We start from the raw sequence: 14,835 nt of genomic DNA, 5'->3' as shown, positions 1-14,835 counted from the left end.
AGTGTACTGCGGCTTGTGTCCATGGCTGTACCGGGCGGTCCGTCCACCGCCCATGATAAAAATGGCGTTCTCGTTTGCGGAGACTCGCCATGGACCTCGCCACCCTCACCCTTTTCCTGCCCGCCTGCTTTGCCCTGAACATGGCGCCCGGCCCGAATAATCTGCTGTCGGTCAGCAACTCGACTCGCTACGGCTACCGCACCTCCTGCGTGGCCGGGATCGGTCGGTTGCTGGCCTTCGCCGGCATGATCGCCCTCGCCTCCGCCGGGTTGGCCGTGGTGCTGCAAACCTCCGAAATGCTGTTCTACGGAATCAAGATCGTCGGCGCGGCGTATCTGTTTTACCTCGCCTGGCAATTGTGGCGTGCCGATCCGGGCGCTGAGCGCGCTGACACCCGGCCACCCGTCGGTGTGATGGCCCTGGCGCGGCAGGAGTTTCTGGTCGCGGCCGGCAATCCCAAGGCCATCCTGATCTTTACCGCGTTCCTGCCCCAGTTCGTCGACCCGACCCGCGCCGTGACGCCGCAATTTGCGTTGCTGGGTGCGCTGTTTTTGGTACTGGAATGGATCGCCATCAGCGCGTACGCCTACATGGGATTGCACATGCGTCGCTGGTTCGCCGAGCCGCGTGGCAAGCGGATTTTCAACCGGTGCTGTGCGGGGTTATTGTCGGCGGCGGCTTCGGTGTTGTTGATGGCGAAGCGAGCGTGATCAAACGGGGGGCGATGGCTCTTTAAGCACGGCATCGCCCCCTTCGCTCCTTTGCGTCTGAAAAATGTCATCCCTCCCTCCAAACTTTTCGCGTCACCGGGCGTCATCTCTTTAATGCTGCCGACAGGGCTTCGCAGCTCCCAGACAACTGACCTCAGCCAAGGATCGCCGATGACCTTTCTCGTTTTTCTTCTAGCCTGCGGTGCCGCCGCAAGCACAGGCTTCTTTTTCAAACCGGGCCAGTGGTACGAATCGCTGGTCAAACCCGGCTTCACCCCACCCAACTGGGTGTTTCCGGTCGCCTGGTCGACGATCTACCTTTTGCTCGCCTGGGCCGGGTACCGATTGACCCTGATCCCTGGCAGTCAGGAGGTGCTGGCTTTGTGGGCCGCGCAAATTGCGCTCAATACGCTGTGGACGCCGGTATTCTTCGGCGCGCATCGCGTTTTCGCCAGCATGGTGATCCTGATGCTGCTCTGGCTGGTGGTCGCGGTGATGGTGGTGATGGCGTTGCAGTTGGATGTGATCACTGGCTTGATTCTGCTGCCTTACCTTGGGTGGCTTTGCGTGGCAGCGGCGTTGAATTTTTCCATCTTGCGCAATAACCGCTGATGAGGTTCCGCTGAACCGATCACGAAAATCACATCCCGGTGCATGGCCTTCAGCGTCACGATCCCGCTACCGGGTTCGAAGATAACCATTTCTGCGCAGTGAACAGACCTGGTACGCCAAGCGGTGTTGAGTTGAGCACGCGGGCTTCCTCGCCCACCACGCACCGTGGGCGAGGAAGCAAGCTCCCCCGCCAACGTGATGCAGCGATTACTTAGGCGGAACGAAGTTATCCAGCATTCGATTCACCGCCAACTCCCCCAGCATGATGACCTGCTGCAATGCCAGGACGTTACTGCGATGAGTCCCCTCTAGCGAGGCCGCCACGTTGCTGGCCATGACACTGGCCGACGCCATGTTCTCGCACGTTTGAACCAGTAAGGTTTCATGGTCGACGTCTGGAGCAATCATGTAAATGGTGCTGGGTTTACGTGGGGTGTTGTTCATGAGCGCCGCCGGATTGAGATAGAAGTTGAGCGCGCGTTCGGCGGCGTCGTGGAGTTTTTTGGGGTCGAGGGTTTCGTACGGGGACACTGAATCGGCGTTTGGCGGATCGGCATCGGGTGAATCGGTGTCTGGCGGGTTAGGTGTTACTTTGAACATAGATGAACTCCAACTTCTAATATTGAGGAGCCATCACCCTCGCTACCAAACGAAGGGGTGGCGGCCATACGTGGGTTGGTAGACCGGTAGAAGCTGGAAACCCGGCGCTCACAATGGAGCCCCACGCATGACCACCATAAAAACAGAGTCCCAAAAAGAGACTACATAAGGTGTTGTCATGCGGCTTCTAGACGGGCTACCAAACCCGATCACTGTTTTTCAGTGACAGGGAAACGATATAGCCCACCCCGTAGCCGCACAAGCCGGCGGATTCTGGCTTGATCGTAGGTAACGGCGCAAGGTCTTGTAGCCTTCGGGACGTAACACCAAGTGTTTTTAAACACGCTTCGTTAAACGCCTGAAAGCTTCCAAAAAAACCAAAGAAACGTCCGACATTTTTCAGAGTGTGTGGTGGCGCTGACGCGCCCGCGGATCGCTTGGAACCCTTCTGGGCAAGCGAGGTGATGTGATGTTTTTTGAGCGAGGTTTGGCAGGAGGATGCCGGGGCGGTTACCGGCGAAGAGTTAAGACGCTGAACGCTGCATGGCTTCCTTGAACGGTACCGTGCGGGGATGGAAAAGTGATGGCAACTGCACGCAGGGAATGGAGTCGTGGAAGTAGCTTTGTAATCCGACTTGCCCGAGGGCACCCTGCGTTCAGTTACCATCAAATCAGGCATGGAGCTGCCTGTCCTGTCAAAAGAGGCACACAAACCGCATGCGCCACGGGCTGTTAAGCCCTGCCACTGGCCGAGAGTCACGGGAGCTAATGGGCCGCCGGTCACTGGTCGTGTCAGTCAGCCGACTCAGTTTTGAGTTGTAGGCAAAGGCGTCAAATAAAAAACTCATCTTGATCTGACTACCATCAATCCCAAAGCTTATTTGGATAAAAATCTAATTTCGCGGTTTTGAGCTCTCGCACCAATTTAGATTGCCAGCCGTCTGCCGGGTCCATATCGGTATAGATAACGCCGTATAAGTCCGAGGGGATCTCCACATGACCTTTGCGAAGTAGACAAACACGGCCTCTGCCAAGCTTGCCAGCAAAGAACCCGAGCTCAAAAATCACATTTTGGCGAGCTCTAGCGTCCAGCGTTTCCGACTTTGCGGAGCTCGCCAAATCGTCAGGCGTTAATAAAACGACTGCAAACCCTACATCGGCTGCGGACTCGAACTTTTCAATGATGGTTTGGCCCTGATTCGGTAATTCCTTCAACACGATGGGCTCCAACCCAAGCTTTTGTAGAAAAAACCATTCTATATTTTACTGCCGATTGGACCGTGCACAACCTTGTTCTGCCATCAGCTAATAATCGACCGAGCACTCAATCGATCTGTAAGCAGACGGCCTCTAGCTTGAGCATCCTCACTTTCATAGGGAGTCATTGATGACAAATTCCGGCATCTACACTAATAGCCCAGGGCAGGACCAAGTTCTGCGACCGTACTCTGCCCATATGGCGAAGGCGTCCAGAATTAGAATCGCTGTGCCGTACTTCAATCGTGATACGGAGATATTGCAGGCAGCAGCCCGCGGGGCAAAAATTGAGCTATTGGTGGGACTCAATAAGATCACCAACCCTTCGGCGCTGCGTCGCGTTCTCAACGCTCCCAATTGCTTAGTTCGATATTTCACGGATGGTTTCCACGCCAAGGTGCTTCTCTTCGACGGGGTGGTCATGCTTGGGTCTGCCAATCTTACTGAGGGCGGAATGGCCAGCAACCGAGAGGCCGTCCTTGTGCTTGACCAACCAGGTGATGAAGACCGCATTCTCGATATTGAGCTGTTTTTCGCACAGGTCTGGGACAGTGCCGAAGTGTTGACGAATGAGGTGTTTAACCAATTCAAGGGCGCGTGGGAAAAGGCGTCCCGGTTAGGCAACCCTGACGTGCCATTTCAGGCGTTACGGGATGTTGAGCCTCCCACTGTACTTTCCGGTAGCGGGCACAAATCTGCACAGCAGTATTATCTAAGTGACCTGCAGAAATCGAACGAGAACTACAGACACGCCTTCACAGAGGTTTCTGATGTGCTTCGTGACAGAGGGTTGCGCCGGCCTGAGTTTACAGAGCTGGGTTTAGAGGTCGAGACGAACCGTTTTCTGAATTGGGTACGTCTTGAGCATGCTGTTGGTGAGGCGTCGTGGCAGGAGGCGCCACAGCGACTTGAAGCTGATAGGCGGCAAATGGTCGTGCACCTTGCAGAACAATGGGTAGCAACGACGAGCCCACATATCCCGGATGATTACTTTCAACTGCTGACAGAGTTGCGACGGGTTATGGCTACACCCGAAAGCATACGGAACAGCGATCATGACCAGTTAGCCCATGCCCTTATTTGTGTGCACGCGTTCAAGCAGCAGCTGCGTTTTACTAAGGGTGGCGAAGAAGCATTGCCGACAAAATTTTGGACGCTTAACCAAGGTGATCTACAGCGTGTGCAAAATTCGTTGATTTACTTGGTGCATGGCACTGATAACTTTGCGGAGCGCATCTGTGCCGTGCTGTATGACCAGCGATACAAAATGGGCGCTTTCGGTCGTTTTTGTGCGTTGGAATTGGTGGGAACGCTGAAGCCCGAGCAGGCGCCGCCGATTAATGGCCGGATGGCTAAGGCGTTGCGGTTTCTAGGTTTTGACGTGCGAGCGACCTGAATGGAGTGCAACATCCAGCCAATCGGCTGTATCTTGGCCGACTGATTTAACTATGGAAGACATCATGGAACCCACACCGTTTGTTACAACCCTGCACGCTGCAACCCAAGACTATTGGGATGCCAATCAAAAGCCTCTATTGCTGAGCAACCTACCCGTAATTTTTGCGGAACGACAGGTGGATTACCGGACTGAGCTGGATGGGGAGACTCTGAAATCTTTTGTCAGAAGAACGGCCGGTGATGCTACCTACAAAGTGATCACACACCCGGTGCATAGAGCCAAAATCGGCTTGGTACCTCCCCAGGTGGAATACAAATTTGTAGATGATGCTGAGCCTGCACAGGAAGCCGCCGCTTCAGAAATCGCCCCAGTGCAAAATGACGCCATCGCCTTGCTGAATATCCTGAGCAAGCTGGATCCAGAGGATCTGGAGAAGATCAACATTCCTGTGTCTGTGCTGGCGAAGCTATTTAAACAACCATGAGAGTGTTCATCGGACTAGCCACAGGGAATGAATTTCTCAGACGTGAGTTCTTAAAGCTTCGCAACAAGATCACTGCGCCTTCGAATTTTCCAGGAGGGACTTTGACCTTGGACTTGGGAGCGCCTGATCTCAGCCGGGAACCAAACCTAGAACGTTATTTTCACAGTAAATCCAGCGCGAGTGACGCACTGCTTGTGATAGGCGATGAACGTTGCGGTGAATGCCTGGAATTTACCCGCACAGCGCTCTTTATACATCGAGTGGGAATTCCATCTCGAGTAGAAAATCCCGAGAGCTATCTGGTCCAGAAGGTCAGTAGCCTGCTCAACACATTCTCAGCGTTTTGCATTGAAGTATTGAACGGTCAAAATCAGCAAGCGTCATTGTTACCGGAACGAAATTTCGACGCACCGGAGTGGCGTGATTTGGTTGAGCTTGTGCGTTTACGCACCCAAGCTCCGACCTTCGTTGAAGAGGCCAAGGCGTTGTTTGTACAGCTTAAGCAGCGGAGAAAACCTCGACGAAAGTCCAGCTACTCGACGCGCTACTTCATTGACGATGATGACAAACACTTCGAATATGGCACAGAGCATCACAGTCTCCCTGCTACCGGAGATCCGCACGCACTGTCTTGCGAACTGAATTTTACATTTCGATTCGGTAGAAAGGTTGCTGATATTCAGCGGCATTTCAACGTCACGCGCGGTCCGGGGAAACACCCATCCATCAAAGGTTCTTTCCCAAATTGCCATTGCGAATGGAGGGATGTGACGAAAACGACACATCTGAATATGTTCATGAACGATTATTACTAGCCAAAAAAAAGCGAAAACCAATTAATTGATTTCCGCTTTTATGCACCTATCGCTATGTTCCACCCGCTGCGTCAATAGAAAGGATCACTGCACTGAAACATTTGTTTCGGAGCTTTCCTAGCTACTGGGACCACACATGCCTGATCGGTGTCCAACGTATTGGATTCAGCGAACCGGACGGCCTGGAGCGTAGATGACGGGTGGATTCTATCATTCTGCTTTGCTACGAGCAAATGATGTATCACTTTGCTTGCTTTAAGACTTAAGAAATCCCAATATTTTTGTTGTACTTGGCCAATTGATCCTCACCACCGACCCGAAATATATTCGCCATATAATCCAGCAGTACCACCTCATCTCCATTGATCATCTGCCGCACATAGGTCGCCGAAAACGGCGTCTCGTACTAGGTCGGGTCCCTGGGTTTGTGCATACCCATCTGATACTCCTTCCCCGCAATGGTCATGGTCGTGACCAGCGGAATCTCGTTCACCAGCCCGTTATTGTTGAACACCTGCACATTCGACCGGCACTGCACCTGCACGCTCTTGAACAACGTCACCAACTTCCTGGCCGTCTCTACATAAAGGCTGTTTCAGATGATTTCCCTTCCAGTTTGTCGATGCCATCGGGCAGTTCAATCACCCCGACCATGCCCAGCCCCTGAAAGTCGCTCATCACGGTTTTGATGGTGCCCAGGTCAATCACTTCACACTTGCCAAAGAAGCTACTGCCATCCAGGTAAAGGTTGGCGTTGATGATGCGACGCGCGCTAAAGCCTGCCATCTATACGTTCCCCAGTTGACCAGGTAATCCGCCTTGATTTGCGTTTCAAAGGTGCCGCGCTCAAATGGCAGCGGTACGGTGAGTGTGTAGTTGAACAGTGCGTAGCCTTGTTCCAGTTCGGTGTGGGTTGCGCGCCGGGTCGTACCAGCATTCGCCGCCGAGCAAGGCGCCGTCGCCGATGAGTTTACGCAGGAACAGGTTGACGCTTTCCGTGAGGCTGGTGATGAGTGAGGTGGTGATGGGCTGGTCGACGAATTGCAGGGCGCTGTAGCGGATGGATTCGTCGACGACGTCTTTGGTGCGGCGCACGTTTTCGAAGTTGCGCATATGGGTGACGCTGGGCGAGGCCGCGGTGCGATTGCCCCATAAGCGCAGGCCGATGCCATAAGAATTGAAGACGGTGGTGATCCTGTTTTAAATACAAAAGCGGCACCTATGCCTTCGACGTTATCTACCGCACGGACCCGCCACCGGGCCCGGCCGCGAGGTGGTTGATTGAGCGCTTAGTTCAACAAAGCCCGACGTAGGAGACGCCATTATCGAGTTCCTGCGTGAGCGGCTCGAGGATGCTTAAGGCTGATCAGTGGACGACCCTTTGAGCTCGACCTGGTTGCCATCCGGGTCGAAGCAATACAGAGACAAGCCATAACCCTCAGCACCAAAGCGCTTAGCCGCTTTCTCCGTCGTCAAACCAAACGACTGCAAGTGGCTCACAAGCGCCGCTTCATCAAACGGTTCGATGCGCAGGCAGACATGGTCGAGGTTACGCCCCTCCTGACCGGCGGCAGCGCCGCCCTTGCGTCCGAGCTCACCGTCCAGGCTGACGAGGTCGATCATCGAGGTCCCGGCGCGCAGATGCACCAGCCCCAGATCATCGCGGCGCTTGACCAGTTCAGCGCCGAATACCTGGGCGTAAAACGTGATGCTGCGCTCCAGGTCCTGGACGCGCAGTACGATGTGATCAATGTGTTGAATCGTGAACGGATGCATGAAATCAGTTCCTGAAGGGTTACATGACCGGTAGCCCGGATACTGTAGTCCAGCACCACAAAAATTCACTGTCGATTTTCCGGTGGAGTCACCGCCCGCAGGGTTTTATGCTCAGCCCATGAACATACAAACCGCTGTGCTGCCGCCCCACGCCGAAATGGTTCGCGCCATGCTCGAACGCGACACTGCCTACGAAGGCGTGTTCTTCACGGCCGTGAAAACCACCGGGATCTTCTGCCGCCCCGGGTGTACGGCGCGTTCGCCGAAACCGGAGAACGTCGAGTTCTTTGCGCACGCCGATGAATGCATGGCGGCGGGTTATCGCGCGTGTCTGCGCTGCAAACCGCTGGATGCAGCCGCCATCGCGCCCGACTGGGTACAGACGCTGCTGAAGTCGGTGGACGCCGACCCCGAGCAGCGCTGGACCGACGCCCAGTTGCTGGCCGAGGGCATCGAGCCGCTGAAGTTGCGGCGCTGGTTCAAACAGCATTTCGGCATGACGTTTCACGCCTGGCTGCGCACCCGCCGTCTCGGCATGGCGCTGGGCGGGATCAAACAGGGCGATTCCATCGACAGCGCAGCCTTCGACTCGGGTTATGAATCCCTCAGCGGTTTTCGTGACGCGTTCCAGAAGTCGTTCCACATCACCCCGGGCCGGGCCGCACAGAGTGAACCCCTGCTCTTCACCCGGCTGACCACGCCACTGGGGCCGATGATTGCCATGGCCGAGCGTCGCGGGCTGGTGTTGCTGGAGTTCCTCGACCGCCCGGCACTGACCCGTGAAGTCGAAGAACTGCAGAACCGTTACGGCTACGCGGTCGCGCCGGGGCATAACGCGCACTTGCAGCAAATCGAAGCCGAACTGGCGCAGTACTTCGCCGGCAAACTCAGCGAATTCACGGTGGCGCTGCACACGCCCGGCAGCGAGTTCGCCCGGCAGGTCTGGGCTGCACTGGCACAGATCCCGTACGGCCAGACCAGCACCTACGGCAGCATCGCCAGGTTATTGGGCAAGCCCGGCGCCAGTCGCGCAGTGGGTTTGGCCAACGGGCACAACCGGCTGGCCATCGTGGTGCCGTGCCACCGGGTGATCGGTGCAGACGGCTCATTGACCGGCTATGGTGGAGGACAACCGCGCAAGGCGTTTCTGCTCCGGCTGGAAAACGCTGCGCTGCAGATGACCCAACAACTGGCGTTCTGATTGCCTCAATCGTCATAAGGAAGGACATTCGATGGACAAGCAATTCCACCAACTGCACCACGAAGGCTTGTTGATCCTCACCAACGTCGCCGATGCCACCGGGGCGCGCATCGTCGAACAACTGGGCTGCAAAGCCGTCGCCACCAGCAGCGCGGCGGTGGCCTGGGCCCATGGTTATGCGGACGGCAACGCCCTGCCCCTCGACCGTCTGGTCTCAACCGTCGAGTCCATCGCGCGAGTGATTTCCGTGCCGTTGACCGTGGACGTCGAGGCCGGTTATTCCGATGACCTGACGCGGGTCGCGCAAGTGATTGAAGCGGTGATTGCTGCCGGTGCGGTCGGGATCAATATCGAGGACGGCGCGTCCCCGCCCGAGTTACTGGTGCGCAAGATCGAAGTGGCGCGCAAGATCTCGGATCAGCGCAATGTGCAGCTGTTCATCAATGCGCGCACCGATGTGTACCTCAAGGGACTGGTGCCGGCCGAGGACCGTGTTGCCGAGACCCTCAAGCGTGCCGCGTTGTATCAAGCGGCGGGGGCCGACGGGTTGTTCGCCGCGGGCGTGTCGGCGGAGTACGAAATCGCCGCACTGTGCCAGGGCACGACGTTGCCGGTGAACGTGCTGGGGCTTGCGAGCCTGCCATCGCCCGAAACGCTGAAAGCCTTGGGCGTGCGGCGCTTGAGTGCCGGTTCGGGCATCGCCGAGTTTTTGTATGGCGCCATGGCCGGGCTGGCCAAGGGTTTTCTGGAAACCGGCCAACTCGACAGCAGCCACCTCAAGGCGTTTACGTACGGTGAAGTCAACGCCCTGCTGAAAACGGCCGGGAACGCTTGATCGCCATGCCCGATCCCTATCGGCCCGCGGCCGAATTTCTGGCGTCCCTCGACGCCGACTGGGCGCGCCACATCGCCGCCGTCGGCCCGTGCCTGCATCAACCCCATGCGGCTCGCGATCCGTACGAGTCGCTGGTGCGGGCGATTGCCTACCAGCAACTGCACGCCAAGGCCGGGGATGCGATTGTCGGTCGCTTGCTGGGGTTGTTTCCGTCAGTGGCGTTTCCACGACCGGAGCAGATTCTGGCGACCGGGTTTGATCAGATGCGCAGTTGCGGGTTTTCGGCGGGCAAAATCGCGACCATTCAGGGGATTGCCCAAGCGACGCTGGACGGCGTGGTGCCGGATTATGCGACGGCGTTGGCCATGGACGATGAGGCGTTGATCGAGCGCTTGATCACCTTGCGCGGGGTCGGACGCTGGACGGTTGAGATGTTGCTGATTTACAGCCTTGAACGGCCGGATATTTTGCCGGCCGATGACTTTGGCGTACGTGAGGGCTATCGGCGGATGAAGGGGCTGGAGGTGCAACCGACGCGCAAGCAGATGGTGGAGATCGGGTTGGGGTGGAGCCCGTACCGGACGGTGGCGGCGTGGTATTTGTGGCGGGTGCCTAGCCGGTAGACCGCGTTATCGTTTATCGCGGGCAAGCCCGGCTCCCACAGGGACTTCGTGAACGCCGAAGATCCAATGTAGGAGCCGAGCTTGCTCGCGATGGCGGAATCACATCCACCTCATGTCACAACCCCGACTTCAACCGGCTAAACGCCCGGATCAACGCCCTGTTAAACGCCTTTCCATTGTCATTCTTGCTATACAACGAAGCTCGCACCTGCGCCGACGGATACGTCCCCGGATCATCGCGAATCGCCGGATCAACCAGCCCGTCCGCGGCCGTAATCGCATTGGCGTAGTGAATGGTGTCGGTGATCGGCGCAATCACTTCAGGCGTCATCAGGTAATCCATCAACGCCAGCCCCGCCTCGGGGTGTGGCGCATCCTTGGGAATGACCATGGCGTCAAACCAGATCAACGTGCCTTCCTTGGGTATCCGGTACTTCAGCGTGAACGGTTTCTTCGCCGCCTCGGCCTGCCCCGCCGCGATGGCCACGTTGCCGTTCCACGACATCGCCACGCAGGTGTTGCCGTTGGCCAGGTCGCTGATGTTCAGGTCATTGTCGAAGTAGCGAATGTACGGCCGGATCTTGGCCAATTGCTGCTCGGCCAGTTTCAGGTCATCGAGGCTCTGGCGATTGATGTCCAGGCCCATGTACTTCATGACCGCTGCGAAGACTTCGTTGGGATCGTTGAGCAGGCTGACCCCGCAATCGGCAAATTTCGACACCACCGCAGGGTCGAACAGCATCGCCCAACTGTCCCGTGGCGCGTCGGCCAGGCGCTGCTTCACCGCTTCTTCCTGGTAACCGACGCCGGTGGTGCCCCAGGCATAAATGCCGGCGTAGCGGTTGCCCGGATCGAACACCGCCATGTGTTGGCGGAACTCCTCGCCGACGCCTTGAAAGTGCGGCGTTTGCTTGCGGTCCAGCGTCTGGATCGCGCCGCTCTGAATCGCTCTGGACAGATGTTGCCCGGCGGTCAGCACCAGGTCATAGCCGCTGCGCCCGGTGAGCAATTTGGTTTCGACGGTTTCCAGTGAATCAAAGTGATCGGCCACCACATGAATGCCGGTTTTTTTCTCGAAATTGCTCAGCGTATCCGGCGCCAGGTACTCGCCCCAGATGTACAGGTTGACCACCGGTTTGGCGGTGTCGGCGGCCTGCACACACAGGGGTGCAAGCACCAGCATTAACGCTTGAGTCAGTTTGTGCAGGCCCATGTTCATACTCCCTTTTTGTGGCTGGCAGGCGCGGCGTACTGAGGCATGGTGATGCAAGCCACGTTGCCGCCGCCAAGGAGGATTTCCCGGGAGTTTTCGATGCCGACGATCTTGTGCTGCGGAAACAGTTCGGCCAGGGTCGCCATGGCGGCCTGATCGTTGCGATCACCAAACAGCGGCACCACGATCGAGGTGTTGCCGGCGTAGTAGTTGATGTACGACGCGCAGATTTGCGTCCCGGCCTGACGCGTGTGTGTACTGTCCTGCTGATCCAGGCCCTCGGCTTCTTCAGCAGTCCACTCCAGCACGTCCGGTTGCGGCAGTTTGTGCACGATCAATTCACGGCCACGGCTGTCGCGGGTGCTGCGCAGGATGTCGTAGGCCTCCTGATAGATTTCCCATTGTGGGTCATTGCGGTTGTCGGTCCATTGCAGCACCACTTCGCCGGGGCGCACGAAGCACGCGAGGTCATCGACATGGCCGTCGGTTTCGTCGAATTTGCAGCCCCGTGGCAGCCAGATGACTTGCTCGGCACCGAGGTAATCGGTCAGGCGCCGCGTGACTTCTTCCTTGCCCAGATGCTGGTTGCGATTGCGGTTGAGCAGGCATTGTTCGGTGGTGAGGATGCTGCCCTGGCCGTCACTCTGGATGCCGCCCAGCTCGGCGATCAGCGGGGCGCGATAGCGGTCGAAACGTTCGATTTCGAGGATTTTGCTGGCGATCTGATCATCCTTGTCCCACGGGTAGTACAAACCGCCATCGAGACCGCCGTAAGCGTTGAACTCAAAGTCGACACCGCGCACTTCGCCACTGTGGTCATTGACCACGAAGCATGGCCCGCTGTCGCGAAACCAGGTGTCGTTGCAGGTCATTTCCACCACGCGCACTTGCGGCGGCAATTGGCGGCGGGCAGTGGCGAATTGCGCGGCCGAGGCGCAAACAGTGACCGGTTCACTGTGGGAAATCGCGGTGACGATTTGCACCCAGACTTTCTGCGCGGGCTTGGCACCGTTGCGCCAGACGTCGGTGCGCTCCGGCCAGCCGAGCCAGCAACCGGACTTGGTTTCGAATTCGCCGGGCAAGCGGAAACCGTCTTGTTTGGGGGTGGAATCGAGCAAACGTGCCATGGTCAAACCTCGTCAGCGGGGATTGGAATGACCACAGGCTAAGGTCGCTGGCGCCGTCCTCGCCAACGATGATTATTTCGGAATAGTTGAATTCAACTCATCAATCGATCAACTGATCGTTGAACCACTCCAGCATCTGCGCCACCGCCGGACGCTCCAGCCGCACCCGCTCGCACACCAGTGCGTATTGGCCAAGAGCAGTCATGCTCGAGGTGAAAGGCCGGACCAGACGCCCGTTGAGCAAATCTTCCTGCGCCGTCAGGTTATCGCCCATCGCGACGCCCTGCCCCTGGGCCGCGGCTTCCAGCGCGAGGCCGGCATGAGCGAAATACAGCTGCCGTTCGGGACGTTGATCACCGGCATGACTGGTCAGCCAGGCCGTCCAGGTCTTGCCGTCCTGATCGTCGTGCAACAGGCAATGCCGCGCCAGATCTTTCGGCGTTTTCAGCGTGCCCTGATTGAACAGGCCGGGGCTGCACACCGGGAAAAACTGCAACGCCGGCAAGGGCCTGACGAAGTACGCACTGCTGTCCACCGGACCGGTGCCGTAGGTAATCGCCAGGTCGATGTCTTCACCCGGCGCCGTGCCGTCAATCGGTTGTTCGTACAGGTGCAGGGTGATGTGCGGGTAGCGCGCGTAGAAATCCGTGAGGCGGCTCATCAACCATTTTTGCGCCAGCTCGGCGGTAACGGCCAGGCGCAACACCGCCAGGGATGACGGATCGCGCAGCTCATCGCAGGCCTCGCCGATCAGTTCGAAGGCTTGCTGCAAGCTTTGCATCAGTCGGCCGGCGGCCATGGTCGGGCGAATCTGTCGGCCTTCGCGGATGAACAGCGAAACGCCGAGGTGTTCTTCGAGTTGGCGGATTTGATGGCTGACGGCGCTGTCGGTGACGCACAACTCGGCGGCGGCCCGGCCGAAATGCGCGTGGCGGGCGGCGCATTCGAAGGTTCGCAGTGCGGCCAGAGAGGGTAGTCGTCGCATGATTCAGCCCCGGTGATGGAGGCGCCCATGCTGCCTTGGCCATTCGCGGGCGTCCAGCAGGACCGCGTTATCGTTCATCGCGGGCAAGCCCGCTCCCACAGGGGACCTCGGGCGTTCACAAAATCCCCTGTGGGAGCGAGCTTGCTCGCGATGGCGGCAGCCCATTCACCACAAATCCCTAGGCCCATCACCCTCCCTTATCCACCATGACTTCCCTCCAGACCGGGCGCATGTTGGTGCCTCAACTGGAGGGATTCGCGATGCTCGACGCACTCAAACAGATCAACTCAACCTCAGCCTTCAACCGCTGGGCCGGTTTTGAGGTGACCCATGCCGCCAGCGGCGAAGCCGAGCTGAGCATGGCTTTTCGCGACACCGATATGGCGCAATACGCAGGCTTTCTGCACGCTGGCCTGATCGGCGCGCTGCTCGACACCGCTTGCGGTTTTGCTGCTGGCACGGTCGCCGGCAACGTGCTGGCCTCGCACTTCTCGGTCAACTGCCTGGCGCCCGCTGTCGGTGAAGTGTTCTTCGCTCGCGGCCGGGTGGTGAAGGCCGGCAAGAAACAGGTATTCGCCCGCGCCGAGCTGTTTGCCCAGAGCGGTGATCAACTCAAGCTGGTGGCGACGGGGGATGCGATTCTGGTGCCGGTCTAGTCTGTCTGGATAAACCCCAGACCAGTCGGAGGTTGCCATGCAACTCGAAGGTTCCTGCCATTGCGGCGCGGTGTCGTTCAGTTTGAACAGTGCCCACCCCTACCCTTATCAGCGTTGCTATTGCTCGATCTGCCGCAAGACCCAGGGCGGTGGCGGGTTTGCGATCAACCTCGGCGGTGAGGCCGCAAGCCTCAAGGTTCGCGGTCGCAAACACATCGCGATCTACCATGCGCGCCTGAAGGACGAAGGCGATAAACGGGCGCACAGCAGCAGCGCCGAGCGGCATTTCTGCTCGCTGTGCGGGACGGGACTGTGGCTGTTCAGCCCGGAATGGCCGGAGCTGATCCACCCGTTCGCCTCCGCCATCGACACTGCGCTGCCGGTACCACCGGAGCACACGCACTTGATGCTCGGTTCAAAAGCACCGTGGGTAGAGGTTGAGGCGCACGCGGGTGATCAGCAGTTCGAGGTTTATCCCGAGGAGTCCATTGCCGAATGGCACGAACGGTTGGGTTTGAGCTGCTAAAGCGCCTCTCCGGTTG

At 58.0% G+C, this 14,835-nt stretch carries 20 protein-coding genes and 1 pseudogene; 11 read left to right on the top strand and 10 right to left on the bottom strand.

Annotation, left to right across the window (positions count from 1 at the left end):
- Positions 1-89 precede the first annotated feature (89 nt).
- Positions 90-710 carry a LysE family translocator gene (locus SB725_RS15095; protein WP_410922070.1) on the top strand — a complete coding sequence of 207 codons (621 nt, stop codon included), beginning with the start codon at positions 90-92 and terminating at the stop codon, positions 708-710.
- A gap of 171 nt (positions 711-881) precedes the next feature.
- Entirely contained in the window at positions 882-1,322 is a 441-nt protein-coding gene (gene tspO / locus SB725_RS15090; protein WP_027923363.1) for a tryptophan-rich sensory protein TspO, read from the top strand.
- A 207-nt stretch (positions 1,323-1,529) separates the two neighbouring features.
- Here tspO and SB725_RS15085 read toward each other — a convergent pair whose 3' ends face one another.
- Together SB725_RS15085 and SB725_RS15080 are read right to left on the bottom strand one after the other, a co-directional pair.
- Entirely contained in the window at positions 1,530-1,922 is a 393-nt protein-coding gene (locus tag SB725_RS15085; protein WP_027923362.1) for a DUF6124 family protein, read from the bottom strand.
- Between the two features lie 864 nt (positions 1,923-2,786).
- On the bottom strand, positions 2,787-3,182 hold the full coding sequence (locus tag SB725_RS15080; RefSeq protein WP_410922101.1) for a TIR domain-containing protein: 396 nt from the start codon (positions 3,180-3,182) through the stop codon (positions 2,787-2,789).
- A gap of 127 nt (positions 3,183-3,309) precedes the next feature.
- On the opposite strand from SB725_RS15080, the gene SB725_RS15075 reads away from it, so the two are divergent.
- From SB725_RS15075 to SB725_RS15065, 3 genes are all read left to right on the top strand, one after another.
- Entirely contained in the window at positions 3,310-4,575 is a 1,266-nt protein-coding gene (locus SB725_RS15075) for a phospholipase D family protein (RefSeq protein ID WP_410922068.1), read from the top strand.
- Positions 4,576-4,639: 64 nt separating this feature from the next.
- On the top strand, positions 4,640-5,062 hold the full coding sequence (locus SB725_RS15070; protein ID WP_410922066.1) for a hypothetical protein: 423 nt from the start codon (positions 4,640-4,642) through the stop codon (positions 5,060-5,062).
- A gap of 101 nt (positions 5,063-5,163) precedes the next feature.
- The gene (locus SB725_RS15065) at positions 5,164-5,877 is read left to right on the top strand and encodes a hypothetical protein (RefSeq protein WP_410922064.1); all 714 of its coding nucleotides are present in this window, start codon (positions 5,164-5,166) and stop codon (positions 5,875-5,877) included.
- A 262-nt stretch (positions 5,878-6,139) separates the two neighbouring features.
- On the opposite strand, the gene SB725_RS15060 is transcribed toward SB725_RS15065, so the two are convergent.
- From SB725_RS15060 to SB725_RS15045, 4 genes are read right to left on the bottom strand one after another with little or no spacing between them, the layout of a single operon-like run.
- Positions 6,140-6,247 (bottom strand): phage major tail tube protein, encoded by a 108-nt coding sequence (locus SB725_RS15060; protein ID WP_410922062.1) that lies wholly within the window; start codon positions 6,245-6,247, stop codon positions 6,140-6,142.
- A 36-nt stretch (positions 6,248-6,283) separates the two neighbouring features.
- Entirely contained in the window at positions 6,284-6,439 is a 156-nt protein-coding gene (locus tag SB725_RS15055; protein ID WP_410922060.1) for a hypothetical protein, read from the bottom strand.
- A 17-nt stretch (positions 6,440-6,456) separates the two neighbouring features.
- Positions 6,457-6,663, bottom strand: coding sequence for a phage major tail tube protein (locus tag SB725_RS15050; protein WP_410922058.1), 207 nt, complete (start codon positions 6,661-6,663; stop codon positions 6,457-6,459).
- Between the two features lie 60 nt (positions 6,664-6,723).
- Positions 6,724-6,990: a phage tail sheath C-terminal domain-containing protein gene (locus tag SB725_RS15045; protein WP_410922056.1), complete on the bottom strand. Its 267-nt coding sequence runs from the start codon at positions 6,988-6,990 to the stop codon at positions 6,724-6,726.
- A gap of 89 nt (positions 6,991-7,079) precedes the next feature.
- Here SB725_RS15045 and SB725_RS15040 point away from each other — a divergent pair.
- A pseudogene (locus SB725_RS15040) lies at positions 7,080-7,190 on the top strand (LysR family transcriptional regulator); the annotation flags it as partial.
- 43 nt (positions 7,191-7,233) lie between these two features.
- Here SB725_RS15040 and SB725_RS15035 read toward each other — a convergent pair.
- A complete protein-coding gene (locus SB725_RS15035) occupies positions 7,234-7,653 on the bottom strand; it encodes a VOC family protein (protein WP_027923361.1) in 420 nt (139 codons plus the stop codon).
- A gap of 118 nt (positions 7,654-7,771) precedes the next feature.
- Here SB725_RS15035 and SB725_RS15030 point away from each other — a divergent pair, with 118 nt between their 5' ends.
- Genes SB725_RS15030 through SB725_RS15020 form a run of 3 tightly spaced genes read left to right on the top strand, consistent with a single transcriptional unit; the run spans position 7,772 to position 10,312 of the window.
- A complete protein-coding gene (locus SB725_RS15030) occupies positions 7,772-8,854 on the top strand; it encodes a bifunctional transcriptional activator/DNA repair enzyme AdaA (protein ID WP_027923360.1) in 1,083 nt (360 codons plus the stop codon).
- Positions 8,855-8,885: 31 nt separating this feature from the next.
- Complete coding sequence (locus SB725_RS15025; protein WP_410922054.1) at positions 8,886-9,689, top strand: isocitrate lyase/phosphoenolpyruvate mutase family protein; 804 nt, start codon at positions 8,886-8,888, stop codon at positions 9,687-9,689.
- A gap of 5 nt (positions 9,690-9,694) precedes the next feature.
- Positions 9,695-10,312 carry a DNA-3-methyladenine glycosylase family protein gene (locus tag SB725_RS15020; RefSeq protein ID WP_410922052.1) on the top strand — a complete coding sequence of 206 codons (618 nt, stop codon included), beginning with the start codon at positions 9,695-9,697 and terminating at the stop codon, positions 10,310-10,312.
- A 115-nt stretch (positions 10,313-10,427) separates the two neighbouring features.
- Here SB725_RS15020 and SB725_RS15015 read toward each other — a convergent pair whose 3' ends face one another.
- From SB725_RS15015 to SB725_RS15005, 3 genes are all read right to left on the bottom strand, one after another.
- Positions 10,428-11,525, bottom strand: a complete 1,098-nt coding sequence (locus SB725_RS15015; RefSeq protein ID WP_027923357.1) for an extracellular solute-binding protein — start codon at positions 11,523-11,525, stop codon at positions 10,428-10,430.
- A 2-nt stretch (positions 11,526-11,527) separates the two neighbouring features.
- On the bottom strand, positions 11,528-12,652 hold the full coding sequence (gene aguA / locus SB725_RS15010; protein ID WP_027923356.1) for an agmatine deiminase: 1,125 nt from the start codon (positions 12,650-12,652) through the stop codon (positions 11,528-11,530).
- 100 nt (positions 12,653-12,752) lie between these two features.
- Positions 12,753-13,637, bottom strand: coding sequence for a LysR substrate-binding domain-containing protein (locus tag SB725_RS15005; RefSeq protein WP_027923355.1), 885 nt, complete (start codon positions 13,635-13,637; stop codon positions 12,753-12,755).
- A gap of 230 nt (positions 13,638-13,867) precedes the next feature.
- Between SB725_RS15005 and SB725_RS15000 the strand changes: the two genes are divergently transcribed.
- Both SB725_RS15000 and SB725_RS14995 read left to right on the top strand, forming a co-directional pair.
- A complete protein-coding gene (locus SB725_RS15000) occupies positions 13,868-14,293 on the top strand; it encodes a PaaI family thioesterase (RefSeq protein ID WP_228758643.1) in 426 nt (141 codons plus the stop codon).
- Positions 14,294-14,330: 37 nt separating this feature from the next.
- Entirely contained in the window at positions 14,331-14,819 is a 489-nt protein-coding gene (locus SB725_RS14995; protein WP_027923353.1) for a GFA family protein, read from the top strand.
- Positions 14,820-14,835 lie beyond the last annotated feature (16 nt).

This window comes from Pseudomonas sp. SIMBA_041, assembly GCF_046535095.1.
GTDB lineage: Bacteria > Pseudomonadota > Gammaproteobacteria > Pseudomonadales > Pseudomonadaceae > Aquipseudomonas > Aquipseudomonas mucoides.
The sequence above is the reverse complement of the archived record's forward strand: the minus strand, read 5'-3'. Positions and strand labels throughout refer to the sequence as shown.